Here is a 26,050-nt window from a genome sequence, read left to right as displayed (position 1 = left end):
AAAAAACTATACTCTAATAATCAACTTTTAAGGTCGACCAGAGCTTGTCGAGAATTCCACCTTCCTTGGAGATATTCTCCTTGTTGAGGAAGGTGGCGACGAGTATGCCGCCCTCCGGCCGGCCGGTCGCGACGATCTCATATTCCATGACATCGTCATCCGTGGTGGTTTCCGCCTTCACACCCTTCAGCACGCTGCCGCCCGGGAGCGTGCGCTGCGTGCCCTGTTTGGTCACCTTCGCGCCGCCGTTGAGGCTTTCCTGCACCATCTGCTGCAGCACGGCGTCGGTGTTGCTTGACGGATTGAGACCTTTATAGACCTGCACGATGATACCGGTGCCGATCGGCGTCATCAGCGCATATTGCTGCACGCCGTCGCCGAGATCCGTCTTTGCGACGGTGAGCTTGCCATCGTGATCGAAGGAGAACTTGCCGCCCGTGAACGTCACCGTATCGCTGCGCTGCAGCTCCACCGGGACCTTGCGACCGTCCTTCATGGTGACTTCGAACGTATCGCCGGGATTGATGCCCACCACGACACCATCGATCGTCAGGCGATACCCCTTGCTGTCCCCGGCATTTGCGTGGCCGACAGCAAGGCAACCCATGGCGATAGCCGTCGCGAGACGGAGTGGTCTCATGAGGAACTCCTCTATACGCCGGTCGATCGGAATCGATCCCGGTTCTGAAAGTCCATTTCGCAGCCCGGCGATTGATCGGCCATAAGATACCTCCATGTCAACCTCAGGATCGCAATTCGCCGCCGCCGATCGACACACCCCACAGGCGATCGATGGCCGCAGCCCTTGACATCGCGCATCGATCGTCCGACTTCACACAGGGACATATTGTTGCCTGTGCTCGCCCGAGCCACGGCACAGATCACGGAGTGAACCATGAGCGAAACGGCAAAGAGCACGATCGACCAGAGCGAAGTCGACCGCTTTTCCGCCATGGCGGCCGAGTGGTGGAGCCCGACCGGTAAATTCAAGCCACTGCATAAGTTCAACCCGGTGCGCCTCGCCTACATCCGCGATCGCGCCTGCGAGAATTTCGGCCGCGATCCGAAGAGCAGCCGGCCGCTGGAGGGCCTGCGCGTGCTCGATATCGGCTGCGGCGGCGGCCTGCTGTCCGAGCCCGTGGCGCGCATGGGTGCCGCGGTCGTCGGCGCCGACCCCTCGGAAAAGAACATCGGCATTGCGTCGACGCATGCAAAGGCTTCAGGTGTTCCTGTCGACTACCGCGCCCTCACCGCCGAACAATTGGCCGAGGCCGGCGAGACCTTCGATATCGTGCTGAATATGGAGGTGGTCGAGCACGTTGCCGACGTCGAATTCTTCCTGTCGACCTGCGCGAAAATGGTGCGCCCCGGCGGCCTGATGTTCGTTGCGACCATCAACCGCACCATGAAAGCCGCGGCGCTTGCCATTTTCGCGGCGGAGAACGTGCTGCGCTGGCTGCCGCGCGGCACTCATCAATATGAAAAGCTCGTGCGCCCGGAAGAAATCGAAAAGCCGCTTGCCGCCGATGGACTGGAAATCATCGCCCGCACCGGCGTCTTCTATTCGCCGCTGCAGGACCGCTGGAACCTCTCGAAGGATATGGACGTCAACTACATGCTGCTGGCAAAGCGGGCCGCGTGAAATTGGCATGTCCGCGGCACAGTATTCGCTGAGGCTCTGATACCCCCCTCTGTCACTTCGTGACATCTCCCCCACAAGGGTGGAGATTGTTCTGAGTTCGCCGCACTCTCTGCTAAAATGATAAATTCAGGCGCAAGCAGACACGATATCTGTTTGGTGCGAGAAGTTGCCGCAGGTTACCGACCTCCCCCCTTGTGGGGGAGATGTCACGAAGTGACAGAGGGGGGTGAAGATTCTCCACCAATCGCCGGCATCAGTTGATATCCTCGGGCAGTACGGGGACGGCGGCAATCTCGATGCCTTTCCCGCGTCAAACCTTCAATGTCAGCACATGTGCCAGCAACTCGCTCTGGCCCACGGCGTTGTAAGCAACGATATCCTTGATACGAGAACGGTCGATCTCCTGAGGTTGGCCATCAGGCCCATAGGGCTGCCTGAATGAGAAGGCCGCCGGGCAGGAACCATGATCGTGCAGATGTTCGAGCCGCTCGACACCGTCCTGCCACTGCGGAACGGTCCCGCCATCCACCCACCAAAGAACAAGCGGCGGCCAGCTCTGCCTGACGTTCCAGTGTCGCCCATGTTTCAGGGCGTCGGCGTGCACGCCGCTATAGGCGAATGCCATCAGCGACTCGATATCAGTCCAGAGCGACAGCGACGACGGCGCCGTCATAAAGCCACTGCCCTCTATGAAACGCGGGAAGACCTGCTCGCTCCAGCAGGCAATGCCAGGCTCCCCGGCGTAGCCGGAGCGGCCAATGAAACCGCTTGCGCGAGCGGCCGCTTCGAAATTTGCCGCTTCACGCAGGCGAAATCCTTCGACGGCAGGGCTTTCATAGGCCGAGACATGCAGCCCGAAATTATACATGACCAGATGCTTACCGGTGCTCGCCGGCATCAATTGACGTCGTCAGGCAGTACGGGAATGGCGGCGATCTCGATGCCTTCCTCGACGAGGGCTTGCGCCTCGTCCGGCGTCGCCTTGCCGATGATCCCGCGCGCATCCGCTTCGCCGTAATGGATCTTGCGGGCCTCTTCCGGAAATTTGGCGCCTACATCCTCGGCATTGGCCTTGATGGCGTCGACTGCTTCCTTGAGCTTTGTCATCGCCTGCTTGCGGGCGGCATCCATGGCGAGCGTCTGCATCTCGTCCTTCCTGCGCGCCGTCGAAACCGAAGGCGCCATCAGAAGCTTGGAGATCGCGGCCGAATTGCAGACGGGACAGGTGAGGAAACCGCTCGCGACCTGGCGATCGAAATCGGCACTCTCGGAAAACCAGCCCTCGAACTCATGGGCATTGTCACAGCTAAGCGAATAACGGATCAAGCAGCGACGCCTCCAGCCGCCGGCGTCGCGATCTTCTCCAGCGAGAATTCACGCGCATTCTTCAGGTTCGGTATCTTGTCGTGGGCGGATTTCACCGCGCTAACATCGATCTCGGCGATGACGACGGCCTCGCCCGTGCCGCCGGCAGATGCCAACACCTTGCCCCAGGGATCGATGATCATCGAATGACCGAAGGTTTCGCGGCCGTCTTCATGCTTGCCGGCCTGCGCGGCGGCAATAACGAACATGCCGTTCTCGATGGCGCGGGCGCGCAGCAGGATTTCCCAATGCGCTTCGCCCGTCTGCCTGGTGAAGGCGGCGGGCACCGTCATTACCTCGGCGCCGGCAACGGCCTGGGCGCGGAAGAGCTGCGGAAAGCGCACGTCATAGCAGATGGAAAAGCCGAGCTGGGCAAAAGGCAGCGATGCGATGCGTGCCTCGGAGCCGGGCCGGTAGACGGCGCTTTCGCGCCAGCTCTCGCCATTGTCGAGATCGACGTCGAACATATGGATCTTGTCGTAGCGGTTGATGAGCTTGCCATCGGGACCGAAGAGGAAGCCGCGATTGGCGATCTTGCCGTCATCGAGCGCAATTGCGGTCGAGCCGATATGCAAGTGAATGCCGAGTTCCTTCGCCAGCTCGGAGGCTGTCTTGACGATGATATCGTCCGGCTCGTCGCGCAGCACTGCGCGCAGGCCAGGCCGATCCTTCTGGACAGCGCCGGTCATTTCCGGCGTCTGCACGTAGATCGCACCCTGGGATGCGGCATCGCGCACCAGGCGCGCCATGTCAGCCGCGTTCTTCACCGGATCGACGCCGGAACACATCTGGATGGCGGCAGCCTTGAAGCTCATCGGTTTCTCCCTCGTCAAGAAAGGTCAGGCAGCCAGCATCGGATCGAGCCTGCCGGCCCGGTCGAGCGCGTGAATATCATCGCATCCGCCGACATGCTCGCCATTGATGAAGATCTGCGGGAAGGTCGAGGCGCCTTTCGCCTTGGCGATCATCTCCTGCCGCATCTCGGGCGAATAGGTGGCGTTGTGCTCGACATAATCGACACCCTTGGATTCGAGCAGGGATTTCGCGCGGGCGCAATAGCCGCAGAATTCACGCGTATAGATAACGACGGATGCCATGATCCACTCCGGAAAAGCTTAGATTGTCTGTCATATAAGATGGCCAACGACCCTTGCAAAGGTCAAAACCGTGACATCGGCCGCACCTGCTTTCTTCAGGGCGCGTGTGGCGGCGGCAACCGTCGCGCCGGTCGTATAGACATCATCGACCAGAACGACGCGCCGCCCGAATATATCGGCGGCCCGGTGCTCGGAGACGGCAAAGGCGCCACGCACATTGTCCTGCCGCGCCTTGGCTCCCAAACCGACCTGCTGGCTCGTGCGCTTGACGCGCAGGAGCGTTGCGGCCAGCAGCGGCTTGCCCGAAAGGCGGGCAATGTGACGGGCGAGTTCGGCGGCCTGATTATACTTACGCGAAAACAACCGCGCCCTGTGCAGCGGCACGGGAATGACCGCGTCGCAGGCCGCGACCATCCCATCGCTGGCACGCAGCATCCAGCCGGCCATCATCGGGGCCAGATCGGTGCGATCGCGATATTTCAAACTGAGAACGAGATCGCGCACGATACCGTCATGGACGGCGGCGGACCGCAGGCGATCGAAGACAGGCGGATCGGCAATCGCCTCGGCACTCAAGATGCCGGCACCGAGATCATGGGAAAACGGGCTGCCCAGAACCTCGCAATAGGGCCGCTCGATGAAGCGAATATCCGACCAGCACACCGGACAGAGACCGCGATGCGTCCCGGCCGAGACGCCGCAACCCGGACAGGCGGGCGGATAGACGAGATCGGCGAGCGCCACAAAGGGCCTTTTCAGCCCTGCACCCAATATAGAAAAGGTGATTTCGCGTCCCACCATCCCCATATGATGGAGACTAGCAATTCCTGGAAAAGTGTATAGCGGTTTTCCGTCCCGAATTGCTCTCTAGCTTTTTCCCGCGGGCTTTGCGAAGGGAAACGTGCGTGCCCGCCACGCCGAATTGATGATATTGCAGGAAACCGCCATGGAAATCGTATTCGACCAATCGCTGCTTTCGGCCCGCAAGCGCCGGGCGCTGAAACAGGCCGACCCGAAAGCTGCCTTCCTGCTTGATATTGCCGCCGGCGAACTGGCGGAGCGCCTGGCGGTGACCGAGCGCCATTTCGACGAGGCGGTCGAGCTGCACGGCGCGACCGGCATTGCCGCGCGCCTGGCATTGGCGACCGGCAAGATCAGTCATCTGAAGAGAATCGAAAGCGAGCTGGGCTTTGCCGCCCCCGGCGAAACAATCATCGAGGCTCCGCTGGAAGAATTGCCGTTGGAGGCCGAGTCGGTAAACCTCGTGCTTTCGCCGCTCAGCCTGCATGTCACCAACGACACGCCCGGCGTCTTCATTCAGGTCCGCCGCGCGCTGAAGGCCGACGGCCTCTTCCTGGCGGCGATCCCCGGTTCCGGCACGCTGCAGGAGCTGCGAGACGTGCTGCTCGCGACCGAGATCGAACTGACGGGCGGCGCAAGCCCGCGCGTCATCCCCTTTGCCGACGTCCGCGATGTCGGCGGCCTCCTGCAACGTGCCGGCTTTGCCCTGCCCGTCATCGACGCCGAGACCTATACGGTGCGCTACGACAACTTGTTTGCCCTGATGCGCGACTTGCGGGCCATGGGCATGACCAATCCGCTTGTCGATCGCAGCCGCAAGCCGCTGACGCGCGCCTTCTTCCTGCGTGCGGCCGAACTCTATGCCGAACGCTATTCCGATCCGGACGGCCGGATCAGGGCAACATTCTCGATCATCTACGTCTCAGGCTGGACGCCGCACGAAAGCCAGCAGAAGCCGCTGCGGCCGGGCTCCGCCAAGGCACGCTTGGCCGATGCGCTCAAGGTCGAAGAGCACAAGCTGAAGCAATAGCCGGCGGGCGACGCTTGGATCTGGTCTCACGTCAGCTTAGTTCTGCGACGCGGCCGAATTCTGTATCGTGTTGGAGAGCGTATTGAACACGCTCGACAGACTGCCGCCGAAAGCGCCGACGCCGCTGATGATCGCCGCCGACATCAGCGCGGCAATCAAACCATATTCGATGACCGTCGCACCGGTCTTGTCATTGAAAATACGCCGTACGGAACGCATAAGCTCGGAGCTCCCAGCATTGGACAACAGATGAATCCGATGCTCATCATGGCATCCGGCAGGCTATGCTCGTGCACAAGAGCATTTCCGCTTTTCTCCCAATCGCGAAAACGCCCTATCTTTTCGTTTCCTTGCGCATTCCGGACGGAAAAACGCCGCGCACTTTTCCTGGAATGCTTCTATTGGCAACCACTGTCGGCGCCATAGCCCTGGACGATGCAGACCGAACCCGGTTCCTGCTGCAGCACGCTGCGGCGGATCGTATAACGCTTGCCGTTTTCCGTCTGCGGGATCGAGCCGGTGGTAACATTATCGATCTCCGGCGCGCTTGCAAGCACGCGGGACTTCGATTTGTCGGAGAGCATCGGCGTGAGGATGAGCGAAAGCGCAACCGCCGCTGTTCCGAACAGCAGAGCGATATTCAACGCGCCCGTCTTGCGCGACGTGGAATAGGACTGCTCTTTCTCTTGAACAGCTTTCCAGAAATCGTCGTCCATTATGTCAAGCCTTCTTTAACGCACCCAACAATCGCTTGATTGAGAGAATTGAATGCCAGAAGGTCATAAACGATCCCTTAATATCCACATGCAAATTAAAGAGACGTAAAATTCCGGGACAGTGGCCGAAGCAAGCTATAGAGCTGATTTTAAATGGCTAATTCTCGTTAACTATATTTGCGATGTGCCGTTTGCAGACGCACCAAACCGTCACGCCGTAAACCCGAAAAAGATCCGCTCCTTTGCAGGGCATCAGACTGGCCTCCCTTAAGCAATTATCGAGAGAATGTTTCGAAAATACACTATATAATAGCAATTGACACTTGCTCTCCATGATATATACGTAATCATATACGTTTATCTTAGGTTGCAGGAATCGATGCATGGCAAGTTTGCTCAAGGCAGTTGGTGTTTTGGTGATTGCCATTGCGATGCTGTTGGCGGTCGCGATGGTTTTTGTCGGGAGTGCCGCCGGCGCCGCGGCGGGATTGGTCGCCGCTCTTTCATATGCCTTCAGCGGTGCGATGATTTTTGCCTTTGGATTGATGCTCGAACATCTGGAGGCACTCCGCCGAAATTCGGCCAGTCAGTCGGAAATGCTGGCGGAATTGCTCCGGAGAATGCCGAAGACGGATATGGCGCTCAGGGAGGCCGGCATCAGCCAGCTCGATCAACTTGCAAAATCAAGTTTCAAATTCAGGGATATCTAAGTTCCGTCCAATGGCAGAGCTATTTCAGCCTTAGCCGTCAGACCTAAAGCAGGTCCTGCAGGAAGGGGATCAGCGGCTCGTCGGCCGGCGGCATCGGGTAATCGCGCAGCGCCTGCGGCCGCACCCATTTGAGTGCCTGCCCTTCCCGGCCGTGCGGGATTCCTTCGAAACGCCGGCAGATGTAGAGTGGCATCAGCAGATGGAAGGTTTCGTAGGTATGGCTGGCAAAGGTCAGCGGCGCGAGGCAGGCGATCTTCGTCTGGATGCCGAGCTCCTCTTCAAGCTCGCGCACCAGCGTTTCCTCCGGCGTTTCACCGGCCTCGACCTTGCCGCCGGGAAACTCCCAGAGACCGGCGAGCGACTTGCCTTCTGGGCGCTGCGCCAACAGGATACGGCCATCGGTATCGATGAGCGCGCAGGCGGCAACGAGGACGATCTTGCAGCCCGCTTCGCTCATGCTTCCCCCGGCGGTTGCCAATAGCAATAGCGATAAGCCTCGCGGAAGCCAAAGCGGACATAGAGCGCCAGGGCCGGCGCGTTGTCGGCGCTGACCTGAAGCCAGGCGGTCTTGGCGCTGCGCATGCGCGCCCAACGCAGCGCCGATGTCAGGATCTCGACGCCCAGGCCCTTGCGCCGATGCTGCGGCGACACCGCAACCGACATCACGCCGGCAAGATCATTGTCCTGTACGCAGAGCGTCGTCGCCAGCGGCCCCACCTCGGGATCCTCTATGACGAAAAGACCCGATGGCGGCTTAATGTTGCTCACCACATCCGCCAGCGCCGGCTTCAACGCGGGATCGGCTTCATCGACAATGAGGCTTGCATCCACAAAGCGGCCGACATCGTGGCTCGGCAGATGATCCAGCATATCCGGCAGCTCGAGATCGACGAGATCGGCAGTCATGACGATCGTCTCGTCGAACCGCGTCCAGCCGCGTTCCCGCAGAAGGTCTATGAGCTTCGGCGAGGCGAGCGGCGTCTCGCGCACCACCATCGGCCGGCCATAGGCCTCAAATTTGCGCTGCGCCTTCGCCAGCCGGATTTCCAGATCGCGGTGATCGGAGGGATCGAGCGGCACGACCGAGTTCAGCCGCTTCGACGGATGCCCGGCCGTCAGCCGCACCTGCCAGCTGCCGTCATACTGCACGGACGATGCAGGCCAAGCCCGGAAGCCGACGGCTTCGAGCCTGCGCACCAAAGGCAGCTTGTTTATCGTGGACTGCGCATGCATCAGCTAGATATCAGCTCCGATAGTCGCCATTGATGGCAACATATTCCTTCGTCAGGTCGCAGGTCCAGACCGTTGCGCGACCATTGCCGAGGCCAAGATCGACCTTCACGGGAATATCCTGCTGCTTCATGACGTTCGAGGCGGCTTCTTCCGAATAGGAAGCGTCGCGCTCGCCATTGACGGCGACGCGGACATCGCCGAACCAGATAGCAAGCTTGTCGCGATCCGCCATTTCGCCGGCCTTGCCGACGGCCATGACGACACGGCCCCAATTGGCATCCTCGCCGGCGGCCGCGGTCTTGACCAGCGGCGAATTGGCGATCGAAAGCGCGATACGCTTGGCGGCCGCGTCATTCTCAGCGCCGGTCACGGTGATTTCGAGCATCTTGGTGGCGCCTTCACCATCGCGAACGACCTGAATGGCGAGATCCTTAAGGAGTTCGTTGAGCGCCGCGCGGAAAGCGGAAAGCTTCGGATCGTCGGCGCGATCGATATGCGCCTGCCCGTCAGCCGCGGCTGCACCCGTCGCAAACAGCATCAGCGTATCCGAGGTCGAAGTGTCGCTATCGACAGTCATGGAGTTGAAGCTCGGGCCGACGCCGTCGGACAGCAGCGTCTGCAGCGCGGCAGAGGAAATATCGGCATCGGTAACGACGAAGGAGAGCATCGTCGCCATGTCGGGCGCAATCATGCCTGCACCCTTGGCAATGCCGTTGATAGTGACCGTGACACCGCCGATCTCGGCGCTGCGCGTCGCGACCTTTGGATAGGTATCCGTGGTCATGATCGCCTTGGCAGCCTCGAACCAGAAATCGCTGCCGGCATCCTTCGCCATCGTGTCGAGCACGCCGGCAAACTTGGTGGCGTCAAGCGGCTCACCGATAACGCCCGTGGAGGCGAGATAGACTTCGTTTTCATCGCAGCCGACGGCAGCAGCCGCGGACTTGGCGGTCAGTTCCGTCGCCTGACGGCCCTTCGATCCGGTGAAGGCATTGGCATTGCCGGAATTGACGACGACGGCGCGAGCGCTGCCATGCGCGAGGTTCTGGCGGCAGAAATCGACGGGAGCCGAAGGGCACTTCGAACGGGTGAAGACACCGGCGACGGCAGCCGGCTTGTCGAAGACCATCAGCAGGACATCGGTCCGGTTCTTGTACTTGATGCCGGCGGACGCCGTGGTCATGCGCACGCCGCGAAGGGCGGGCATGGCCGTGAAGGTTTTGGGAGCGAGCGGAGAGACGGAACCGGACATGAGAGCCACCCTGAACGAGCATGATGCCGAAAAGTGTAGGCGGTTTTCGGACAACATCATGCTCTGCTTCTTTAATTCTGGAGCGGATTCAGATTTTAGGTCGATACGACCTAAAATCATCCGGCTCCAGTGAAAGGCCCGGAAAATCCGGGCCCTGATGATACTGCTTGAAACTTCTTACTGCTGCGGCTGAGCGTCGGGCGCGACCGCGTCATCGGCCGGTGCTGCGTCCTGCTGCTTCTGCGCATCGTCATAGGCCTTGCTGAGCGCCGGGTCGTTGATGACGACCTTCGTGTCCGTCTTGGCCTTGTTCAGGAGCTCAAGATACTTGTCGCGCATGACGAGCTGACGAACCTGGTCCTTGACCTGGTCGAACGGCGGAGGAGGAGCATTGCGCTTGTCCTCGACCTTGATGACGTGCCAGCCGAAATCGGACTTGACGGGCGTCTTGGTGTAGGTGCCGACCGGAAGGGCAAAAGCCGCGTCTTCGAATTCCTTGACCATGCGGCCATGGCCGAAATAGCCGAGATCGCCGCCGTCGGCCTTGTTCGGGTCGGTCGACTTTTCCTTGGCGAGTGCGGCGAAGTCCTTGCCGGCATCGAGTTCCTTGATGATTGCCTTGGCCTCGTCCTCGGTCTTTACGAGGATATGGCGGGCATGAACTTCTTCCTGCTTCGGCAGGGCTGCGACTTCCTTGTCGTAGCGTGCCTTGACTTCGTCATCCGTGATCTTGTCGGCGACATGCGCCTTGAAGAAGGCATTGTGCAGCTCGCGGTCACGCAGATAAGCCATGTGAGCCTGGAAGTCCGGCGTCTGGTCGAGCTTTTCAGCGGCGGCCTGCTGCGACAGCAGCTTCACGTCGATCGAAGCGGAAAGTGCCGCGACCTTCTTCTGGTCGTCCGGAAGCTGGCCGAGCTGAGGATCGAGGTTGGCGATCGCCAGATTGAGTTCGGACTGATGGATTTCGACATCGCCGACCTTGGCGACAACGGGATCCTTGGCGTCGGCGGCGAAGACCGGAGCCTGGAAGGTAACGATTGTTGCGAAAGCAACCGCAGCAAGCTTGTTATACTTCAACATAAAATAACCCTTCGGTGATCTCGACCGGCTCGACAGATGTGGATCCGGCGTGAAAAAGCCTTCAGCAGGAGAATGTGGCCTTTCTGTATCGGCCAAATCCCGTTGACATCAATCGACCCCCCTCTTATCTGTCACGCAACCTCGCGTCCAGAACAGTTTCCGGCCGTTTTGTGCTATACTCCCGTTTTTTTCGGGAAGGAACAAAGCAGAAAACGGCCGGATGAAATCTCAGAAAGGACCAGTCACATGGTCAGCCTAGGTGGAATTGCCCGCAAGTTGTTCGGCTCGTCCAACGACCGCAGGGTCAAATCGTTCCAGCCGCAAGTAGCCGAAATCAATGCGCTCGAGCAACAGATGCGCGCGCTGTCCGATGAAGCTCTGGCCGCCAAGACGGTTGAGTTCCGCCAGCAGCTCGCAGACGGCAAGACGACGCTCGACGATCTTCTCGTGCCCGCCTTCGCCGTTGCCCGCGAAGCGTCGCGCCGCGTTCTCGGCATGCGACCTTTTGACGTGCAGCTTATCGGCGGCATGATCCTTCATTCCAACGCCATCGCCGAAATGAAGACCGGTGAAGGCAAGACCCTCGTCGCGACATTGCCGGTTTATCTGAACGCGCTGGCCGGTAAGGGCGTGCACGTCGTCACGGTCAACGACTACCTGGCGCAGCGCGACAGCGGCACCATGGGTCGTCTCTACGGCTTCCTCGGCCTGACCACGGGCGTCATCGTCCACGGCCTGTCGGACGAAGAGCGCCACGATGCCTATGCCTGTGACATCACCTACGCCACCAACAACGAGCTCGGCTTCGACTATCTGCGCGATAATATGAAGTATGAACGCGCCCAGATGGTACAGCGCGGCCATAACTTCGCAATCGTCGACGAAGTGGACTCGATCCTCGTCGACGAGGCGCGCACGCCGCTGATCATTTCCGGCCCGCTCGACGACCGCTCGGATCTCTACACCACGATCGATGCCTTCATTCCGCGCCTGTCGAAGGATGATTACGAGATCGACGAAAAGCAGCGCTCCGCCAACTTCTCCGAAGACGGCACCGAGAAGCTGGAAAACATGCTGCGCGACGCCGGCCTGCTGAAGGGTGAATCGCTCTACGACATCGAAAACGTCGCGATCGTCCATCACATCAACAACGCGCTCAAGGCGCATAAGCTGTTCCAGCGCGACAAGGACTATATCGTCCGCAACGGTGAAGTCGTCATCATCGACGAATTCACCGGCCGCATGATGCCGGGCCGCCGCTATTCCGACGGCCAGCATCAGGCCCTGGAAGCCAAGGAACACGTACAGATCCAGCCGGAAAACCAGACGCTGGCGCAGATCACCTTCCAGAACTATTTCCGCATGTACGATAAGCTTGCCGGCATGACCGGTACGGCGGCGACGGAAGCGGAAGAATTCGGCAACATCTACGGCCTCGACGTCATCGAAGTGCCGACCAACCTGCCGATCCAGCGTATCGACGAGGACGACGAGGTCTATCGCACGCATACCGAGAAATATGACGCCATCATCAACGAGATCCTCGATGCGCATAAGCGCGGCCAGCCGGTGCTGGTCGGCACGACGTCGATCGAGAAATCCGAGCTTCTCGCCGACCTTATGCGCAAGCGCGGCTTCTCCAATTTCCAGGTGCTGAACGCCCGCTATCACGAGCAGGAAGCCTATATCGTCGCCCAGGCCGGCGTTCCCGGCACCGTGACGATCGCCACCAACATGGCCGGCCGCGGTACCGATATTCAGCTTGGCGGCAACCTCGAAATGCGCGTCGAGCGCGATCTGCACGAGGTGGAGCCTGGCCCCGAGCGCGATGCGGCCATTGCCCGGATCGCCGAGGAAATCAAGGAGCTGAAGCAGCAGGCGCTGGCCGCCGGCGGTCTCTACGTCATCGCCAGCGAACGCCATGAAAGCCGCCGTATCGACAATCAGCTTCGCGGCCGTTCCGGCCGTCAGGGCGACCCGGGCCGTTCAAAATTCTACCTGTCGCTCCAGGACGATCTGATGCGCATCTTCGGCTCCGACCGCATGGACGGCATGCTGCAGAAGCTGGGCCTCAAGGAAGGCGAAGCCATCGTCCATCCCTGGATCAACAAGGCCCTGGAACGCGCCCAGAAGAAGGTCGAAGCCCGCAACTTCGATATCCGCAAGAACGTTCTGAAGTACGACGACGTGCTGAACGACCAGCGCAAGGTCATCTTCGAGCAGCGCGTCGAGCTGATGGAATCAAAGGATCTCTCCGAATTCGTCGGCGATATGCGCCACGATGTCATCGAGGATCTCGTTTCGAAGCATATTCCCGAGCGCGCCTATGCCGAACAGTGGGATGCCGATGGCCTGAAGACTGGTGTCGCCAACTTCTTCGATCTCGACATGCCGGTCCATGACTGGGTCAAGGAAGAAGGCATCGCCGAAGACGATATCCGCGCCCGCCTGACGGAAGCCGCCGAAAAAGCAGCAGCCGAAAAGGCAGAACGCTTCGGGCCTGAGATCATGACCTATGTCGAGCGCTCCATCGTGCTGCAGACGCTGGACAATCTCTGGCGCGAGCACATCGTCAATCTCGATCATCTGCGTTCGGTCATCGGCTTCCGCGGCTATGCCCAGCGCGATCCGCTGCAGGAGTACAAGGCCGAGGCATTCGAGCTGTTCCAGGCCCTGTTGAACAATCTGCGCCAGGCCGTCACCGCCCAGCTCTCTCGCGTCGAGCTCGTACAGCAGCCGGCCGAGCCGGAAACACCGCCGATGCAGGCCCGCCACATCGACGCGACAACAGGCGAGGACGAATTCTCCCCCTTCGCCCTCGCGAGCGAAAACGCCGTTGCGCCTGAAAATCGCGACCCGCGCAACCCGGCAACCTGGGGCCGCGTCGGCCGCAACGAGGCATGCCCCTGCGGCTCCGGCAAGAAGTACAAGCACTGCCACGGCGCCTTCGAAAGCAGCGAAGTGGTCTGAGCCTCATTGGCTGACAGCAACGACAAAATGCCGCCGTTTGGCGGCATTTTTGTTTTTGCAACAATCAAGAATCACGCCAAGCCAAAGCGGCAGGGGCCGATCGCACTCAAACAGCGGAATGCGGATCTTCGCTGTAGAGGTGGATCGGATAGCCGGGACCGATGACATCAAGCACCCGATCGAGCCAAGCCGTGAACGCGGGATAATCGGCGAGAGCAAAGCCGCAATCCGCCGCCCGATGGGCATAGGCATAAACCGCTATATCCGCGATCGAAAACTCCTCGCCGGCGAGGAATGGCGCGGTCTTCAGCCCACGCTCGAGCGCCGCGAGCGCACGAAGGCTGCCCGCGCGCTTGGCCTCCGTCAGGACGGCATTGAGCTCAAGCCGCCCCGTCAGGGTCCAGAAGCGCAGCGTGCCGATGACCGGCTCGACGTGATATTGCTCGAAGAACAGCCATTGCATGACCTTGGCGCGCTGATAGCGATCCGCCGGCAGAAATCGCGTGCCTTCGGCGGCATAGGTTAGGATCGCGTTCGATTCAGCGATCGTGCGCCCATCCTCGAGTTCGAGAACGGGAATGCCGCCTGCCGGATTGAGAGCGAGAAAGGCATCCGTGCGCCCCCCGCCTTCGAAAATCGACACCAGGCGGGTTTGATATGGAATATCGAGCAGCCCGAACAGTACCCGGGCCTTCCAGCCATTCTGCGATGGCAGATAATCGTAGAGCGTGAGCATGGAATCCTCCGTTGGCACGCGATCGATTCTACATTTCGGCTAAATGTCCGCCACCCGTTTCCTGCGGCGGGAGCGCGGTATCGCACCCCTAAGACCCGCCGCATCCCAAGGTTGCCTCGAATTCCCTCAACGAACAATTCTTCGCAGCTTACGGATGATTTTTGCAGGCCGAAAGAACCTATTCTTAACCCTCCTCTGCCAAGACTGCCGCGAGGTTGGGATCATACTTAAAGTATTGCGTATCGATCATGGCGGTCTTTCAAACAGCGGAGAGAATGTTGCCGTCCGCATTGCGGACCGCGCTATCGCCGTATCTGCGCAAACTCGCTGCCCTCTTTGCCGGCGAGGATGAGAAGGCCGTTTCGCAGCGCATGGCGCTGATCGCCTTCACGATCCGCATCGCAGGTGCCGCCCTCGCCTTCCTGTCGCAGATCATCCTTGCCCGCCTGATGGGCCGGTTTGAATACGGCGTCTTCGTTTTCGTCTGGGTGCTGATGATCCTTTTCGGCAATCTCGCCTGTCTCGGCTTCCCGACCGCCATCATCCGCTTCCTGCCGCAATACGATGCCAGCGGCAATCACGATGCCGTTCGCGGTCTGAATGCCATGGCCCGCCTGTTCGTGGTGGCCGTCTCGGGCACGCTGGCGCTGATCGGCGCATTCCTGATCTATATCTTCCGCGGCATGATCGAAGCCTACTACATCCTGCCGATCTTCCTCGGGCTGATCGCCGTGCCGATGATCGCGCTGGGCGATGTTCTCGACGGGACGGCGCGCGCCAAGCACTGGCCGATCATGGCGCTGAGCCCGACCTTCCTGATCCGTCCGACCCTGATATTGCTCTTCATGGTCGGCGCCGTCCTTGCCGGAGCGCCGCGCGATGCGATCACCGCAATGACGGCAGCCCTGGCCGGCGCCTTTACCAGCGTCCTACTGCAATATCTGGTCGTGACGCTCCGTCTGCGCCGCCATTATCCGGGCGGCCCGAAAGCCACGGAATTCAACGCGTGGTTCGCCGTCGCCTTCCCGATCTTTCTTGTCGAAGGCGTGGGCTACCTTCTCACCAATTCCGACGTTGTGGTGGTCGGGATCTTCCTCGACCCGGATCAGGTTGCCGTCTATTTTGCCGCCGCCAAGACCATGGCGCTGGTTCACTTCGTCTATTTCGCCGTCAAGGCCGCAATCGGCCCGCGCTTTGCCGCCATCCTGGCAGAAGGGGACCGAAGCAAGCTTGCCGCCTTTGCCGCCGATGCAACGCGTTGGACCTTCTTTCCAGCACTTGCCGTCGGTCTTGCCGTGCTCGCCGCAGGCCAGTTCCTGCTGTCGCTCTTCGGCGCTTCTTTCACCGACGGTCAGATCGTTATGGCGATCCTGCTTGCCGGCATCCTCGCGAGGGCACTGGTCGGCCCCGCCGAAGTGCTCCTGACCATGGCGGACAAGCAGATGCTTTGCGTCTATCTCTATGCAGCCGCACTTGTCACCAATATCGGCCTGAACCTCATCCTGATCCCACATCTCGGCATCGAGGGAGCAGCCATTGCCGGCACCGCCGCCATGGCGGTCGAAGCCCTGCTTCTGCACATCGCAGTTCGCCACGCGCTCGGCATCACCCTGTTCGCCCTCATCCGGCGCCCCGCAACGCCACCGGCAACGAGGGTTCTCTGATCATGGCACGCCCTCCCTACACCCAAAGCACCGACAGCCAAGTGAATGCCCTGACGCACACGCTCGCAGCACTGCATTTCGAAACGCCGAAGGCCGAGGCCCGGGTCGAGATCGGCCGCGCCGGCCGCGAACTCTGCCTCTACCCCGGCAAGCTCGGCTACGAGCTGCAGGACGAGCTGGATTTCCTGTCCAACCGCGCCATGGAGCCGAACGTCTTCTTCTCCGGCCGCTTCCTGGCGCCCGCCATGCCGCGGCTGGAGGACCGGCAGGTCCGCCTGGCGCTGATGCGCGACATCAGCAGCACCCGCAGCCGCATCCGCCTGCTGATGCCCTTCACCGTCGACAAGCCGGGCTTTGCGATCGGCCCGTCGATCATTCGCGTCTGGTCGAATTCCTTCGGCCCGCTCGGCACGCCGCTGCTCGATGCCGAGGATGCCGGCGAGAGCCTCGATAATCTCCTCGAAGCGCTCTCCCGGCAGGAACTGCACCTGCCGACGACGCTCGTGCTGCCGGATGTGCGCCTGAACGGCCGCTTCGTTCAGATGGCGAAAGTCATCGCCATCGGCCGCAACCTGCCGATCGCGGTTGCCAATCCTTTCCAGCGCCCGATGCTTCAGAGCAATGACGATGCGCTCGCCTATCTCAAGCGGACGATCTCCAACGCGCATTTGCGCGAAATGCGCCGGCAATGGCGGCTGTTGGAAAATCAGGGCGAGGTCAGCTACAACGTCGCGCGTCAGCCGAGCGATGTGCACGCGCGCATGGAAGAATTCCTGGCAATCGAGGCAAGCGGCTGGAAGGGCAAGAAGCGGTCGGCTCTCGTCACCGATCGCCACCACGCCGCCTTTGCCCGCGAAGCGATCTCCAATCTTGCGGCCATCGACGCTGTGCGTATCCACACCATCGACCTCGACGGCAAGGCCATCGCCTCGATGATCGTGTTGATGATGGGTGGCGAAGCCTATACCTGGAAGACCGCCTATGACGAAGCCTATGCCCGTTTTTCGCCGGGCAAGCTGCTGATGGGCGAACTGACGGAATGGCATCTCGACGACGCCAACGTCGTCCGCTCCGACTCCTGCGCCACACCGGATCATCCGATCATGAGCCGCTTCTGGCACGAGCGTGAAGACATGGGCACGCTCATCATCGGCCTGACGCCGAACGGCGACCGTGACGTCCGCCAAGTCACCACGCAGCTGCATATGTATCGCAGCACGCGCAACATGGCGAAGCTGCTGCGCGAAAAGATCCTGTCGCTTACGAAGCGCTAACTTCGGCCATCGCCCGCTCGCGCAGCAGGCGGCGGATGACCTTGCCCGACGTCGTCAGCGGCAGCGCATCGACGAATTCGATCTCGCGCGGATATTCATGCATGGAAAGCCGGGTCTTCACCCATTCGCGGATTTCGACCGCCAATACCTCGCTCGGCTCGCGACCGGGCACGAGGACGACATAGGCCTTGACGATTTCCGTTCGCACCGCATCCGGCTTTCCCACCGCCGCGGCAAGCTGCACGGCCGGATGGCCGCCGAGGCAATCCTCGATCTCGCTCGGCCCGATACGATACCCCGACGAGGTAATGACGTCGTCGTCGCGGCCGACGAAGGAAATATAGCCCTCCGCATCCTTCTGGCCGATATCGCCGGTCAGCAGCCAGTCATTGGCGAATTTCGCCTCCGTCGCCGCCTCGTTCTGCCAGTAGCCGAGGAACATCACCGGATCGGGCCGCCTGATCGCGATCTGCCCGCTCTCCCCCACCGGAACTTCGACACCCTCGGCATCCACGACCGCCACATAATGGCCGGGCACCGGCTTGCCGGTCGCGCCAGCACGGCTGACGCCGAAGGCCTCACTCGAAGAGAGCACGAAATTGCACTCCGTCTGGCCGAAGAATTCGTTGACGCTGACACCAAGCGCCGACCGCGCCCATTCGAAGGTTTCGCGGCCGAGCGCCTCGCCTGCCGAACCGATGGTGCGCAGCTTGAGATCGTATCGTGCCCGGGGATTGTCGACGGCCTTCAGCAGCCGCAATGCTGTCGGCGGGATGAAGGCATTGCGCACCTCCATTTCGGCCATGATGCGGAAAGCCATATGCGGATCGAACTTCTGCGCCGGCGACGAAACGACGGGAACGCCGAGCATCAGGCTCGGCAACAGCGCATTCAGGAGACCGCCGGCCCAGGCCCAGTCCGACGGCGTCCAGAGCCGGTCGCCAGCCTGCGGAAAGCCCTCATGGGCGAATTGCATGCCCGGAATATGCCCCGGCAGGACGCGATGGCCATGCAGCGCACCCTTGGGTGGCCCGGTCGTGCCCGAGGTGAAGATCATCAATGCCGGATCATCCGGGCCGGTGTCGGCCACCTCGAACAAGGGCGGATGCGCCGCAGCCAGATCGGCAAAGCCGGCAACGCCCTCCTCGGCGCCGTCGATGCTGATCACTTGCGCAAGTTCAGGTAGCCGGTCCCGGATCGGACGCAGCCGCTCGAGGCCGAACCGATTGGTCACAATGGCCGATGCGCCTGACGCCTTCAGCCGGTATTCCAGCGCCTCGGCGCCGAACAGCAAGGCCAGAGGCAGGGCGATCGCCCCCATCTTGTAGATCGCCACATGCGCCACGACCGTTTCGAAACCCTGCGGCAGCAGCAGCGCCACCCGGTCTCCCGCCCGCACCCCGAGCCCGACAAGCGCATTGGCGAAAGAGGCGGAGCGATTGCGCAACTCCCCATAGGTCATGGAAAAGTGATTGCCATCCGGATTGAAATGCCGAAGGCAGACCCGATCGGGCTCTCGCTCCGCCCAGGCATCGCAAACAGCATGTCCCATGTTGAATCTCGCCGGAATCTCCCAACGAAAGTCGCGATAGAGGGCATCATAAGTATCACGCGGGGGCAATTTCATGCAGAATTCCAAAAATGGTGGGGTGCAGCTAACACCTGTCGCCCGCAGGGTTCAAGGAAACATTTGAGATTGCCGTCTTCCCTGCCAAACGATTTGCCTTATTTATTGAAGAATACTTCGAAGCTCTTCACGAACTGACGCACCGATCGGCGGCAAGCCTGCCCTGCCGGTTTACTTTGGTGACGCACGCATTCCGCCGCCTCCCGACGGCGGGCTATTTTGCGCCGGATAATCGAATGGACGGAGAATATCGATGGAATACGTAAAGCTTGGCCGGACCGGTCTTGAAGTTTCACGCATCTGCCTGGGTTGCATGACCTATGGCGATCCCAACAAGGGCACGCATGCCTGGTCGTTGAAGGAGGAGGAGAGCCGTCCGCTGCTGCGCCAGGCGATCGAGGCCGGCATCAATTTCCTCGATACGGCCAACACCTATTCCAATGGCTCCTCGGAAGAGATCGTCGGGCGCGCCATCAAGGATTTTGCCCGCCGTGAGGATATCGTGCTCGCCACCAAAGTCTTCAACCGCATGCGCCCCGGCCCGAACGGCGCCGGCCTCTCGCGCAAGGCGATCTTCGACGAGATCGACAACAGCCTGCGCCGCCTCGGCGCCGATTATGTCGATCTCTACCAGATCCATCGCTGGGACTATACGACGCCGATCGAGGAAACGCTGGAAGCGCTTCATGATATCGTCAAGGCCGGCAAGGCACGCTACATCGGCGCCTCCTCCATGTATGCCTGGCAATTCGCCAAGGCGATTTATACCTCCCGCCTCAACGGCTGGACGGAATTCGTCAGCATGCAGAACCACCTGAACCTGCTCTACCGCGAGGAAGAGCGCGAGATGCTGCCCTTCTGCGAGGATCAGAAGATCGCCGTCATCCCCTGGAGCCCGCTTGCGCGCGGTCGCCTGACCCGCGACTGGGACGAGGCGACGGCCCGCACGCAATCCGACGAATTCGGCAAAACGCTCTACACCCAGGCACTCGAAGCCGACCGCAAGATCGTCGATGCCGTCGGCACCATTGCCAAGGCGCGCGGCATCCCGCGCGCGCAAGTGGCGACCGCCTGGATCCTGCAGAAGAGCGCCGTCACCGCGCCGATCATCGGCGCCTCCAAACCCGGCCACATCACCGACGCCGTCGCCTCCCTGGAGGTCAAGCTGACGCCGGAAGAAATCGAGGCGCTGGAGAGCCCCTATGTCCCGCATGGGGTTGCCGGGTTTAAGTGATCGGGGATTTTAGCGCTGGTCAGGTTGGGCCGACGATGCCGCACTCGCCTGCCTGGCCCCTCACCCCCTCTGAAGTCGATTGACCATACGGCAAATCGCGCAAAAGTGACTTCACGAACGGGTCACAGTTGAGGCTTAACAGGTGGTGGTTCCTTACCCCCGAGGATGACAGCCCATGATCACGGTTCCCTTCGAGGCGCGGCGCTTTCAATCGACCGCGGCCTATTACCTGCGCTATCGCATCCCCTATCCCGACAGGCTGATTGAGCGCGTCGCCGAGCGCGGCGGCCTGAAGCCCGGTGGCCGTGTGCTGGACCTCGGCTGCGGCCCCGGCCAGCTCGGCATAGCCTTCGCGAGGCTGCAGGGCGCGGCCGTCACCGCCATGGATCCCGAGCCGGAAATGCTTGCCGAAGTCGAGGCTGGCGCGAAGGTGGCTGGCGTCGACATCAATATCCGGCAGGGCTCCTCCTACGATCTCGGCCCCGATATCGGCCCTCTGCATCTCTGCATCATGGGCCGCTCCTTCCACTGGATGGACAGGCCGGCGACGCTGGAAGCGCTGGACAGCCTGATCGAGCCGGGCGGCGCCGTCGTTCTCTTCCACGATAAGAGCATCCTGGCGGAGCCGGATTGGCGCGGGATCGTCGAGCCGCTGGCGGAAACCTATTCGCCCGAACGCAATGCGGACCGCATGCTGCGCAAGAGCAAGGCGTGGGCGCCGCATGAAGCCATGCTGCTCGCCTCCCCCTTCCGCAATCTGGAACGCATCGGCATCGTCTCGGAATATAGCAGAGATATCGAAGAGATCGTCGGCCGCATCTTCTCGATGTCGTCGACCTCGCCGCAGGCGCTCGGCGACAAGGCAGCCGATTTCGAAGCCGCACTTCGCGCCGAACTGCTGGCGGTCGCGCCCGACGGCAAGTTCAGGGAGATCGTCGAGGCGAACGGGCTGCTGGCGTTCCGGGATTAGAGCAATTCCAGGAAAAGTGCGCAGCGGTTCTCCGTCCGGAATCGTTAGAAAACTAAGAGATAGAGCGGTTCAGAGATTCCGTGAAAAGCTGAACCGCTCTGGATCAGCTCTTTTCGTCACCCGACAGCGGCGACAGCTCCTGCCGGGTCGCCGACAGGAATTCCTGCGACAGTTCGGAATTGTCCATCGCGCGGGCCAGGATGACGGCGCCGACCATCGCCGAGAGGCTGGCAAAAGCCTTGCGTCGCCGCTCCTCCGGCGTTTCGCCGGGAACGATTTCCTCCAGCACCTCGACCAGCCCCATCAGCCCGCCGGTGAAGGTGGACTGCATCTCGGGGCCGTGGCGGCTGACCTCCTGCGTCAGCGCCGCGAAGACGCAGCCGGTCGCGTGCTCCACCACATTGCGATGCGAGAGATAGTGGGCAAGCAAGGTTTCCAGCGGCTGATCGGGCGAGCTTGCCGCCACTTGCTTCCAGCGTTCCAGCGAGCGTGCCACCAGCGCCTTGCTCGCCTCGGAGGCGAGCTCGTCCTTCGAATCGAAATGCCCGTAGAAGCCGCCATGCGTGAGCCCGGCCGCCTTCATGATCTCGGCGACGCCGATGCCGTCGAAACCCTTCTCGCGAAAGAGCTCGCCCGCCACGGCAAGGATCTTCTCGCGATTTTCGGCGAATTTCTCCCGGCTCACTCTCATCAAAAAACTCCATCAGAGCATCAATAAATCTGCATTGACAATTTATATGATGGCCATCATGAATATGCAACAAATATGATAGCAATCATGTAAATGCCTTTACACAAACGTTCAAGCCGGGAGGATGGCTTGGCGCTAGAAGTGGACACGGTACCTCTGGCCATCCACGATCGAGCGCCTTCTCATCTCTCCCGATCCTGACGCCAAGACACACAACCCCATCGGAACGCCCCTCATGGTCTCAACTGTCCTTGCTTCGACGCTCGCCCGGCGCAACATCCATTACGGATGGGTCGTCGTCGGCGCCACCTTCCTCACCATGCTGGTCACCGCCGGCGCCATGGGTGCGCCTGGCGTGCTCATCAAGCCGCTGGAGGACGAATTCGGCTGGAGCACGTCGTCCATCTCCTCGGCGCTCGCCGTGCGGCTGCTGCTGTTCGGCCTGATGGGTCCCTTCGCCGCCGCCTTCATGAACCATTTCGGCGTGCGCAAGGTCATCGTCTTCGCGCTGGCGACCATCGCCGTCGGCTTCATCGGCTCGCTTTTCATGACCGAGGTCTGGCAGCTGCTCTTGTGTTGGGGCATCATCATCGGCTTCGGCACCGGTCTCACGGCCATGGTGCTCGCCGCAACCGTCTCGACGCGCTGGTTCACCAAGCATCGCGGCCTCGTCATCGGCATGCTCTCGGCCAGCTCGGCGACGGGACAGCTCGTCTTCCTGCCGCTGATGGCGGAGCTGACGACGCGTTACGGCTGGCGCACCACGGTTCTCTTCGTCTGCGGCATGATCGCCGTCGCCGCCCTCATTGTCCTGCTCCTGATGCGCGACCGTCCTTCCGACGTCAATCTGCCGCTGGTCGGCGAGATCCACATCACGCCGCCACCGCCGGCCACGAAGAATCTGAAGGCCGCGCTTGCCTCGCCCCTGTCGATCCTGCGGGAGGTATCCACGACCTCCACTTTCTGGATCCTCTTTGCCACCTTCTTCATCTGCGGCCTCTCGACGAACGGATTGGTCCAGACGCACTTCGTCACCCTCTGCGGTGATTTCGGCATCGTGCCGGTTGCGGCCGCCAGCGTGCTCGCCGTCATGGGCATCTTCGATTTCTTCGGCACGATCGGCTCCGGCTGGCTCTCCGACCGCTTCGACAATCGCTGGCTGCTCTTCTGGTATTACGGCCTGCGTGGCCTGTCGCTGGTCTACCTGCCCTTCAGCAACTTCACCTTCTACGGCCTGTCGATCTTCGCCGTCTTCTACGGCCTCGACTGGATCGCCACCGTGCCGCCGACCGTCAAGATCGCCGCCGACCGCTTCGGCCGCGAAAAGGCCGGCCTCGTCTTCGGCTGGGTCTTCGCCGGCCACCAGCTGGGTGCCGCCACCGCCGCCTATGGCGCCGGCCTCACCCGCACGGAGCTCAACACCTACCTGCCCGCCTTCTTCGTCGCCGGCGCCTTCTGCCTGCTCGCCGCGATCCTCGCGATCACCCTGCAAAAATCCGGCTCCACCACCAAAGGCGCGGCTATGGCTCACTGAGCCCCAAGCGACAAAAGCCCATGGCGTCCACCGACGCCATGGGCCAAACCGCAACCCTGCGGAAACACTCGCAATATCTGCCGACCCCGGCTTGCGCGCCCCGCCGCTCACATGCTAGACAGCCGCCTCGTCAGTACCCCGTTGCCCCATTGGCGGAATTGGTAGACGCGCTCGACTCAAAATCGAGTTTCGAAAGAAGTGCTGGTTCGACTCCGGCATGGGGCACCACTTCAAACATAGTTTATTGAAGTCCCGGATCATCAAAGCTGGGTCATCTCAAGGTCCGAGCTCCCCCTTTTACATCTGTTGTAGAGTTCACGGTTGACCCGTCGGTCTAGTTGCAGCGAGCTTGGTTGTCTTGCCTGTCGTGAGCTCGAACTTTAGGTAAATAAAAGCTCTCAAAGAGCCTTCAGAGTATTGTGTTTTCCTCCGAGAAACGGTTGATCTATGTTTGGTACATACAATCTCTGAGGGAGCATGGCATGATCAAAACAATAATGCATATTCCCATTCTCGGACTTATATTGACCCTTTCAGCATGGAACTGCTTCGCAGAGGATATTCCCGCATTTTGGCGGAAGACCATGACCAATGACCCTTCCACGAATTGGTATCTGTCGGAAGCCATGAAACGTTTGCCGGATGCCAACGCTGAAATCCTACGAATCTATAAGTTGGGTGGTATCATCGGCACCATGTGTGAAGGTGCTAAAACCAATACCACTGTTGGGAATCTATTTTTGAAAACGTCCGGTTACGGAAAGATCACAGGTGACAGGTATCGAGAGGCCGCATTTCTGGCGGATGAGCGTTTTAAATATTTCGATTATCAGGCTCTCGCACATCTGTGCGCAGGAGGTGATTATATGTTCGGACCTCAGGGGCACTTACTTCCGAACTTAATCGCAGGAAACACGGGAATACCCAAATTCTCTTACGATGGCAGGGACCCCTACATCAGGTTGCCTTCCATATCGGCTGTGCCACATGGGTAAGGCAGCGGTTTGCAATCCGTCGAAGCAAAGAAACACGTAGACCATAGAGTATGCGTTTTCATTTAAAGTGATCGAGGCTCGCCATCAATCGCGACCAAATCTCTAAGCGTCCTCCGCAACCCCACCCCCTCACACCATCACGAAAAATTTTGCCTTTCTGCAGCTCCCGCACGCCGCAGACCATTTACAGCCATAATCCTGCCCCCTAAAGGTTTGCAACGCAGCAAAAAGGGGGCCTTATGCTTCGTAAACTGTACGACTGGACCATGTCGCTTGCCGGCCGCAAATCGGCGGAAATCTGGTTGGCCGTTATCGCCTTCGTCGAGAGCTCCATCTTTCTCGTTCCGGCGGATGTGCTTTTTCTGCCGATGTCGCTTGCCAGGCCCGAGCGCGCCTGGCGCTATGCGCTGACGGCGACGGTCGCCTCTGTGCTCGGCGGCATTGCCGGCTGGATGCTCGGCTATTACGCCTTCGAGACCATCGCCAAGCCGATCCTCGAATTCTACGGCAAGCTTGACGCCTTCAACCAGATGAGCGCCGGCGTCACCTATGAATGGATCCTGCTCCTGCTGGTCACATCGGGTCTCGCGCATCTGCCGCCGATCAAGGTGGTGACGATCCTGTCCGGTGTCGCCCATATCGATCTCGGCCTGTTCATCGTCTCGGCCATCGTCGCCCGCGGCGCCCGCTTCTTCTTCCTGGCCTTCCTGCTGCGCCGCTATGGTGAATCCATCCGCCATTTCATCGAGAAGCGCCTCGGCCAGATCACTATGATCGCGGCCGCCGTTCTCATCGCCCTCTATGGCATCTTCCATTTTGCCCTGGCGAGCTGACCAAGGAGCCCTCAACCCATGTCCACGACTTCGCCTTCCCCCCGCGCCGGCCTCGGCTATGGCGTATTGCTGACGATCGGCATGATCGTCGTCATCGGCTCGGCGCTCGGCTTCCAGTATATCGGCCACTATATCCCCTGCGCGCTCTGCCTGGAGCAGCGCCAGCCCTATTATTACGGCATCCCGGTCGCCATCATCGCCGTGCTGACAGCGGTCGCCGGCCTGCCCTCCTGGATCACCCGTGGCCTTTTGATCATCGCCGGCCTGATGATGGTTGTCAGCGGCGGCATCGGCGTTTATCACGCCGGCGTCGAATGGCACTTCTGGGAAGGCCCGACCACCTGCTCCACCTCGGCCGCCAGCGTCACGCAGAATGCCGGCGACCTGCTCGGCCAGTTGAACACCATCAAAGGCCCCTCCTGCACGGAAGCAGCCCTGCGCGTCCTCGGCCTGTCGATGGCTGGGTGGAACGTGATCGCCAGCGTGATCCTGGCGGCCATTGCTTTTGTTGGGGCGAAGAAGGCGGGTTGATTCTTGGGATACCGGCCGTGATTTCTCATATGCCGCGGCTCTGATACCCCCTCTGTCGCTGTCGC

27 protein-coding genes and 1 tRNA gene are annotated in these 26,050 nt (G+C 60.8%); 13 read left to right on the top strand and 15 right to left on the bottom strand.

What is annotated here, in order from left to right:
* Nucleotides 1–13 precede the first annotated feature (13 nt).
* The gene (locus ACPYOP_RS15465) at nt 14–640 is read right to left on the bottom strand and encodes a hypothetical protein (RefSeq protein ID WP_481411241.1); all 627 of its coding nucleotides are present in this window, start codon (nt 638–640) and stop codon (nt 14–16) included.
* A 255-nt stretch (nt 641–895) separates the two neighbouring features.
* On the opposite strand from ACPYOP_RS15465, the gene ubiG reads away from it, so the two are divergent.
* Entirely contained in the window at nt 896–1,642 is a 747-nt protein-coding gene (gene ubiG, locus ACPYOP_RS15460; RefSeq protein ID WP_481411240.1) for a bifunctional 2-polyprenyl-6-hydroxyphenol methylase/3-demethylubiquinol 3-O-methyltransferase UbiG, read from the top strand.
* 310 nt (nt 1,643–1,952) lie between these two features.
* Here the strand turns inward: ubiG and ACPYOP_RS15455 are convergent, their stop codons facing one another.
* Genes ACPYOP_RS15455 through ACPYOP_RS15435 form a run of 5 tightly spaced genes read right to left on the bottom strand, consistent with a single transcriptional unit; the run spans nt 1,953 to nt 4,911 of the window.
* A complete protein-coding gene (locus ACPYOP_RS15455) occupies nt 1,953–2,540 on the bottom strand; it encodes a DUF3291 domain-containing protein (RefSeq protein ID WP_481411239.1) in 588 nt (195 codons plus the stop codon).
* Nucleotides 2,540–2,968 carry a DUF1178 family protein gene (locus ACPYOP_RS15450; RefSeq protein WP_481411238.1) on the bottom strand — a complete coding sequence of 143 codons (429 nt, stop codon included), beginning with the start codon at nt 2,966–2,968 and terminating at the stop codon, nt 2,540–2,542. The genes ACPYOP_RS15455 and ACPYOP_RS15450 overlap by 1 nt, the downstream gene beginning before the upstream one ends.
* Nucleotides 2,965–3,822 carry a carbon-nitrogen hydrolase family protein gene (locus ACPYOP_RS15445; protein WP_481411237.1) on the bottom strand — a complete coding sequence of 286 codons (858 nt, stop codon included), beginning with the start codon at nt 3,820–3,822 and terminating at the stop codon, nt 2,965–2,967. The genes ACPYOP_RS15450 and ACPYOP_RS15445 overlap by 4 nt, the downstream gene beginning before the upstream one ends.
* A gap of 24 nt (nt 3,823–3,846) precedes the next feature.
* Nucleotides 3,847–4,104: a glutaredoxin 3 gene (grxC, locus tag ACPYOP_RS15440; protein ID WP_481411236.1), complete on the bottom strand. Its 258-nt coding sequence runs from the start codon at nt 4,102–4,104 to the stop codon at nt 3,847–3,849.
* A gap of 30 nt (nt 4,105–4,134) precedes the next feature.
* Entirely contained in the window at nt 4,135–4,911 is a 777-nt protein-coding gene (locus ACPYOP_RS15435) for a ComF family protein (RefSeq protein WP_481411235.1), read from the bottom strand.
* 139 nt (nt 4,912–5,050) lie between these two features.
* Here ACPYOP_RS15435 and ACPYOP_RS15430 point away from each other — a divergent pair, with 139 nt between their 5' ends.
* Nucleotides 5,051–5,935, top strand: coding sequence for a methyltransferase domain-containing protein (locus ACPYOP_RS15430; protein ID WP_481411234.1), 885 nt, complete (start codon nt 5,051–5,053; stop codon nt 5,933–5,935).
* 36 nt (nt 5,936–5,971) lie between these two features.
* Here ACPYOP_RS15430 and ACPYOP_RS15425 read toward each other — a convergent pair whose 3' ends face one another.
* Together ACPYOP_RS15425 and ACPYOP_RS15420 are read right to left on the bottom strand one after the other, a co-directional pair.
* Complete coding sequence (locus tag ACPYOP_RS15425; protein ID WP_481411233.1) at nt 5,972–6,154, bottom strand: Flp family type IVb pilin; 183 nt, start codon at nt 6,152–6,154, stop codon at nt 5,972–5,974.
* Between the two features lie 179 nt (nt 6,155–6,333).
* Nucleotides 6,334–6,651: a hypothetical protein gene (locus ACPYOP_RS15420; RefSeq protein WP_481411232.1), complete on the bottom strand. Its 318-nt coding sequence runs from the start codon at nt 6,649–6,651 to the stop codon at nt 6,334–6,336.
* Nucleotides 6,652–7,034: 383 nt separating this feature from the next.
* Here ACPYOP_RS15420 and ACPYOP_RS15415 point away from each other — a divergent pair, with 383 nt between their 5' ends.
* Complete coding sequence (locus ACPYOP_RS15415) at nt 7,035–7,361, top strand: hypothetical protein (RefSeq protein WP_481411231.1); 327 nt, start codon at nt 7,035–7,037, stop codon at nt 7,359–7,361.
* A gap of 43 nt (nt 7,362–7,404) precedes the next feature.
* Here ACPYOP_RS15415 and mutT read toward each other — a convergent pair whose 3' ends face one another.
* The 4 genes from mutT to ACPYOP_RS15395 form a co-directional block, all read right to left on the bottom strand.
* Nucleotides 7,405–7,818: an 8-oxo-dGTP diphosphatase MutT gene (gene mutT, locus ACPYOP_RS15410; protein ID WP_481411230.1), complete on the bottom strand. Its 414-nt coding sequence runs from the start codon at nt 7,816–7,818 to the stop codon at nt 7,405–7,407.
* Nucleotides 7,815–8,594, bottom strand: coding sequence for a GNAT family N-acetyltransferase (locus tag ACPYOP_RS15405; protein WP_481411229.1), 780 nt, complete (start codon nt 8,592–8,594; stop codon nt 7,815–7,817). Before ACPYOP_RS15405 ends, mutT begins: the two co-directional genes overlap by 4 nt.
* Nucleotides 8,595–8,604: 10 nt before the next feature.
* Nucleotides 8,605–9,846, bottom strand: coding sequence for a bifunctional glutamate N-acetyltransferase/amino-acid acetyltransferase ArgJ (gene argJ, locus ACPYOP_RS15400; RefSeq protein ID WP_481411228.1), 1,242 nt, complete (start codon nt 9,844–9,846; stop codon nt 8,605–8,607).
* A gap of 177 nt (nt 9,847–10,023) precedes the next feature.
* Nucleotides 10,024–10,926, bottom strand: a complete 903-nt coding sequence (locus tag ACPYOP_RS15395; RefSeq protein WP_481411227.1) for a peptidylprolyl isomerase — start codon at nt 10,924–10,926, stop codon at nt 10,024–10,026.
* Nucleotides 10,927–11,172: 246 nt separating this feature from the next.
* On the opposite strand from ACPYOP_RS15395, the gene secA reads away from it, so the two are divergent.
* Nucleotides 11,173–13,896 carry a preprotein translocase subunit SecA gene (gene secA, locus ACPYOP_RS15390; RefSeq protein ID WP_481411226.1) on the top strand — a complete coding sequence of 908 codons (2,724 nt, stop codon included), beginning with the start codon at nt 11,173–11,175 and terminating at the stop codon, nt 13,894–13,896.
* Nucleotides 13,897–14,002: 106 nt separating this feature from the next.
* On the opposite strand, the gene ACPYOP_RS15385 is transcribed toward secA, so the two are convergent.
* Nucleotides 14,003–14,632: a glutathione S-transferase family protein gene (locus ACPYOP_RS15385; protein ID WP_481411225.1), complete on the bottom strand. Its 630-nt coding sequence runs from the start codon at nt 14,630–14,632 to the stop codon at nt 14,003–14,005.
* Between the two features lie 248 nt (nt 14,633–14,880).
* On the opposite strand from ACPYOP_RS15385, the gene ACPYOP_RS15380 reads away from it, so the two are divergent.
* Both ACPYOP_RS15380 and ACPYOP_RS15375 read left to right on the top strand, forming a co-directional pair.
* Nucleotides 14,881–16,296 (top strand): oligosaccharide flippase family protein, encoded by a 1,416-nt coding sequence (locus tag ACPYOP_RS15380; protein ID WP_481411224.1) that lies wholly within the window; start codon nt 14,881–14,883, stop codon nt 16,294–16,296.
* Nucleotides 16,297–16,298: 2 nt separating this feature from the next.
* Nucleotides 16,299–17,570, top strand: a complete 1,272-nt coding sequence (locus tag ACPYOP_RS15375) for a GNAT family N-acetyltransferase (protein ID WP_481411223.1) — start codon at nt 16,299–16,301, stop codon at nt 17,568–17,570.
* Here the strand turns inward: ACPYOP_RS15375 and ACPYOP_RS15370 are convergent.
* The gene (locus ACPYOP_RS15370) at nt 17,557–19,197 is read right to left on the bottom strand and encodes an AMP-binding protein (protein WP_481411222.1); all 1,641 of its coding nucleotides are present in this window, start codon (nt 19,195–19,197) and stop codon (nt 17,557–17,559) included. The two genes, ACPYOP_RS15375 and ACPYOP_RS15370, sit on opposite strands and share 14 nt — an antisense overlap.
* Nucleotides 19,198–19,450: 253 nt before the next feature.
* On the opposite strand from ACPYOP_RS15370, the gene ACPYOP_RS15365 reads away from it, so the two are divergent.
* Complete coding sequence (locus ACPYOP_RS15365; RefSeq protein ID WP_481411221.1) at nt 19,451–20,431, top strand: aldo/keto reductase; 981 nt, start codon at nt 19,451–19,453, stop codon at nt 20,429–20,431.
* Nucleotides 20,432–20,606: 175 nt separating this feature from the next.
* Nucleotides 20,607–21,401 carry a class I SAM-dependent methyltransferase gene (locus ACPYOP_RS15360; protein ID WP_481411220.1) on the top strand — a complete coding sequence of 265 codons (795 nt, stop codon included), beginning with the start codon at nt 20,607–20,609 and terminating at the stop codon, nt 21,399–21,401.
* A gap of 103 nt (nt 21,402–21,504) precedes the next feature.
* On the opposite strand, the gene ACPYOP_RS15355 is transcribed toward ACPYOP_RS15360, so the two are convergent.
* Nucleotides 21,505–22,092, bottom strand: a complete 588-nt coding sequence (locus ACPYOP_RS15355; RefSeq protein ID WP_481411219.1) for a TetR/AcrR family transcriptional regulator — start codon at nt 22,090–22,092, stop codon at nt 21,505–21,507.
* A gap of 235 nt (nt 22,093–22,327) precedes the next feature.
* On the opposite strand from ACPYOP_RS15355, the gene ACPYOP_RS15350 reads away from it, so the two are divergent.
* From ACPYOP_RS15350 to ACPYOP_RS15330, 5 genes are all read left to right on the top strand, one after another.
* Nucleotides 22,328–23,626, top strand: coding sequence for an MFS transporter (locus ACPYOP_RS15350; protein ID WP_481411218.1), 1,299 nt, complete (start codon nt 22,328–22,330; stop codon nt 23,624–23,626).
* Nucleotides 23,627–23,769: 143 nt separating this feature from the next.
* Nucleotides 23,770–23,854 (top strand) — tRNA-Leu (locus tag ACPYOP_RS15345).
* A gap of 254 nt (nt 23,855–24,108) precedes the next feature.
* Nucleotides 24,109–24,621, top strand: a complete 513-nt coding sequence (locus ACPYOP_RS15340) for a hypothetical protein (RefSeq protein WP_481411217.1) — start codon at nt 24,109–24,111, stop codon at nt 24,619–24,621.
* Nucleotides 24,622–24,860: 239 nt separating this feature from the next.
* Nucleotides 24,861–25,454 carry a YqaA family protein gene (locus tag ACPYOP_RS15335; protein WP_481411216.1) on the top strand — a complete coding sequence of 198 codons (594 nt, stop codon included), beginning with the start codon at nt 24,861–24,863 and terminating at the stop codon, nt 25,452–25,454.
* An 18-nt stretch (nt 25,455–25,472) separates the two neighbouring features.
* Nucleotides 25,473–25,985 carry a disulfide bond formation protein B gene (locus ACPYOP_RS15330; protein WP_481411215.1) on the top strand — a complete coding sequence of 171 codons (513 nt, stop codon included), beginning with the start codon at nt 25,473–25,475 and terminating at the stop codon, nt 25,983–25,985.
* The last annotated feature ends 65 nt before the right edge of the window (nt 25,986–26,050 follow it).

The organism is Rhizobium sp. KNZ2-6A, assembly GCF_056755475.1.
The sequence above is the reverse complement of the archived record's forward strand: the minus strand, read 5'-3'. Positions and strand labels throughout refer to the sequence as shown.

Coding starts and splice junctions, on each gene's coding strand:
- ACPYOP_RS15370 (WP_481411222.1), bottom strand. CDS start 19,197: ATGAAATTGCCCCCGCGTGATACTTATGATGCCCTCTATCGCGACTTT.
- ACPYOP_RS15405 (WP_481411229.1), bottom strand. CDS start 8,594: ATGCATGCGCAGTCCACGATAAACAAGCTGCCTTTGGTGCGCAGGCTC.
- ubiG (WP_481411240.1), top strand. CDS start 896: ATGAGCGAAACGGCAAAGAGCACGATCGACCAGAGCGAAGTCGACCGC.
- ACPYOP_RS15430 (WP_481411234.1), top strand. CDS start 5,051: ATGGAAATCGTATTCGACCAATCGCTGCTTTCGGCCCGCAAGCGCCGG.
- ACPYOP_RS15380 (WP_481411224.1), top strand. CDS start 14,881: ATGGCGGTCTTTCAAACAGCGGAGAGAATGTTGCCGTCCGCATTGCGG.
- ACPYOP_RS15435 (WP_481411235.1), bottom strand. CDS start 4,911: ATGGGGATGGTGGGACGCGAAATCACCTTTTCTATATTGGGTGCAGGG.
- ACPYOP_RS15420 (WP_481411232.1), bottom strand. CDS start 6,651: ATGGACGACGATTTCTGGAAAGCTGTTCAAGAGAAAGAGCAGTCCTAT.
- mutT (WP_481411230.1), bottom strand. CDS start 7,818: ATGAGCGAAGCGGGCTGCAAGATCGTCCTCGTTGCCGCCTGCGCGCTC.
- ACPYOP_RS15425 (WP_481411233.1), bottom strand. CDS start 6,154: ATGCGTTCCGTACGGCGTATTTTCAATGACAAGACCGGTGCGACGGTC.
- ACPYOP_RS15330 (WP_481411215.1), top strand. CDS start 25,473: ATGTCCACGACTTCGCCTTCCCCCCGCGCCGGCCTCGGCTATGGCGTA.
- ACPYOP_RS15340 (WP_481411217.1), top strand. CDS start 24,109: ATGATCAAAACAATAATGCATATTCCCATTCTCGGACTTATATTGACC.
- ACPYOP_RS15385 (WP_481411225.1), bottom strand. CDS start 14,632: ATGCTCACGCTCTACGATTATCTGCCATCGCAGAATGGCTGGAAGGCC.
- ACPYOP_RS15360 (WP_481411220.1), top strand. CDS start 20,607: ATGATCACGGTTCCCTTCGAGGCGCGGCGCTTTCAATCGACCGCGGCC.
- argJ (WP_481411228.1), bottom strand. CDS start 9,846: ATGTCCGGTTCCGTCTCTCCGCTCGCTCCCAAAACCTTCACGGCCATG.
- ACPYOP_RS15355 (WP_481411219.1), bottom strand. CDS start 22,092: ATGAGAGTGAGCCGGGAGAAATTCGCCGAAAATCGCGAGAAGATCCTT.
- ACPYOP_RS15465 (WP_481411241.1), bottom strand. CDS start 640: ATGAGACCACTCCGTCTCGCGACGGCTATCGCCATGGGTTGCCTTGCT.
- grxC (WP_481411236.1), bottom strand. CDS start 4,104: ATGGCATCCGTCGTTATCTATACGCGTGAATTCTGCGGCTATTGCGCC.
- ACPYOP_RS15395 (WP_481411227.1), bottom strand. CDS start 10,926: ATGTTGAAGTATAACAAGCTTGCTGCGGTTGCTTTCGCAACAATCGTT.
- ACPYOP_RS15375 (WP_481411223.1), top strand. CDS start 16,299: ATGGCACGCCCTCCCTACACCCAAAGCACCGACAGCCAAGTGAATGCC.
- secA (WP_481411226.1), top strand. CDS start 11,173: ATGGTCAGCCTAGGTGGAATTGCCCGCAAGTTGTTCGGCTCGTCCAAC.
- ACPYOP_RS15445 (WP_481411237.1), bottom strand. CDS start 3,822: ATGAGCTTCAAGGCTGCCGCCATCCAGATGTGTTCCGGCGTCGATCCG.
- ACPYOP_RS15365 (WP_481411221.1), top strand. CDS start 19,451: ATGGAATACGTAAAGCTTGGCCGGACCGGTCTTGAAGTTTCACGCATC.
- ACPYOP_RS15335 (WP_481411216.1), top strand. CDS start 24,861: ATGCTTCGTAAACTGTACGACTGGACCATGTCGCTTGCCGGCCGCAAA.
- ACPYOP_RS15455 (WP_481411239.1), bottom strand. CDS start 2,540: ATGCCGGCGAGCACCGGTAAGCATCTGGTCATGTATAATTTCGGGCTG.
- ACPYOP_RS15350 (WP_481411218.1), top strand. CDS start 22,328: ATGGTCTCAACTGTCCTTGCTTCGACGCTCGCCCGGCGCAACATCCAT.
- ACPYOP_RS15415 (WP_481411231.1), top strand. CDS start 7,035: ATGGCAAGTTTGCTCAAGGCAGTTGGTGTTTTGGTGATTGCCATTGCG.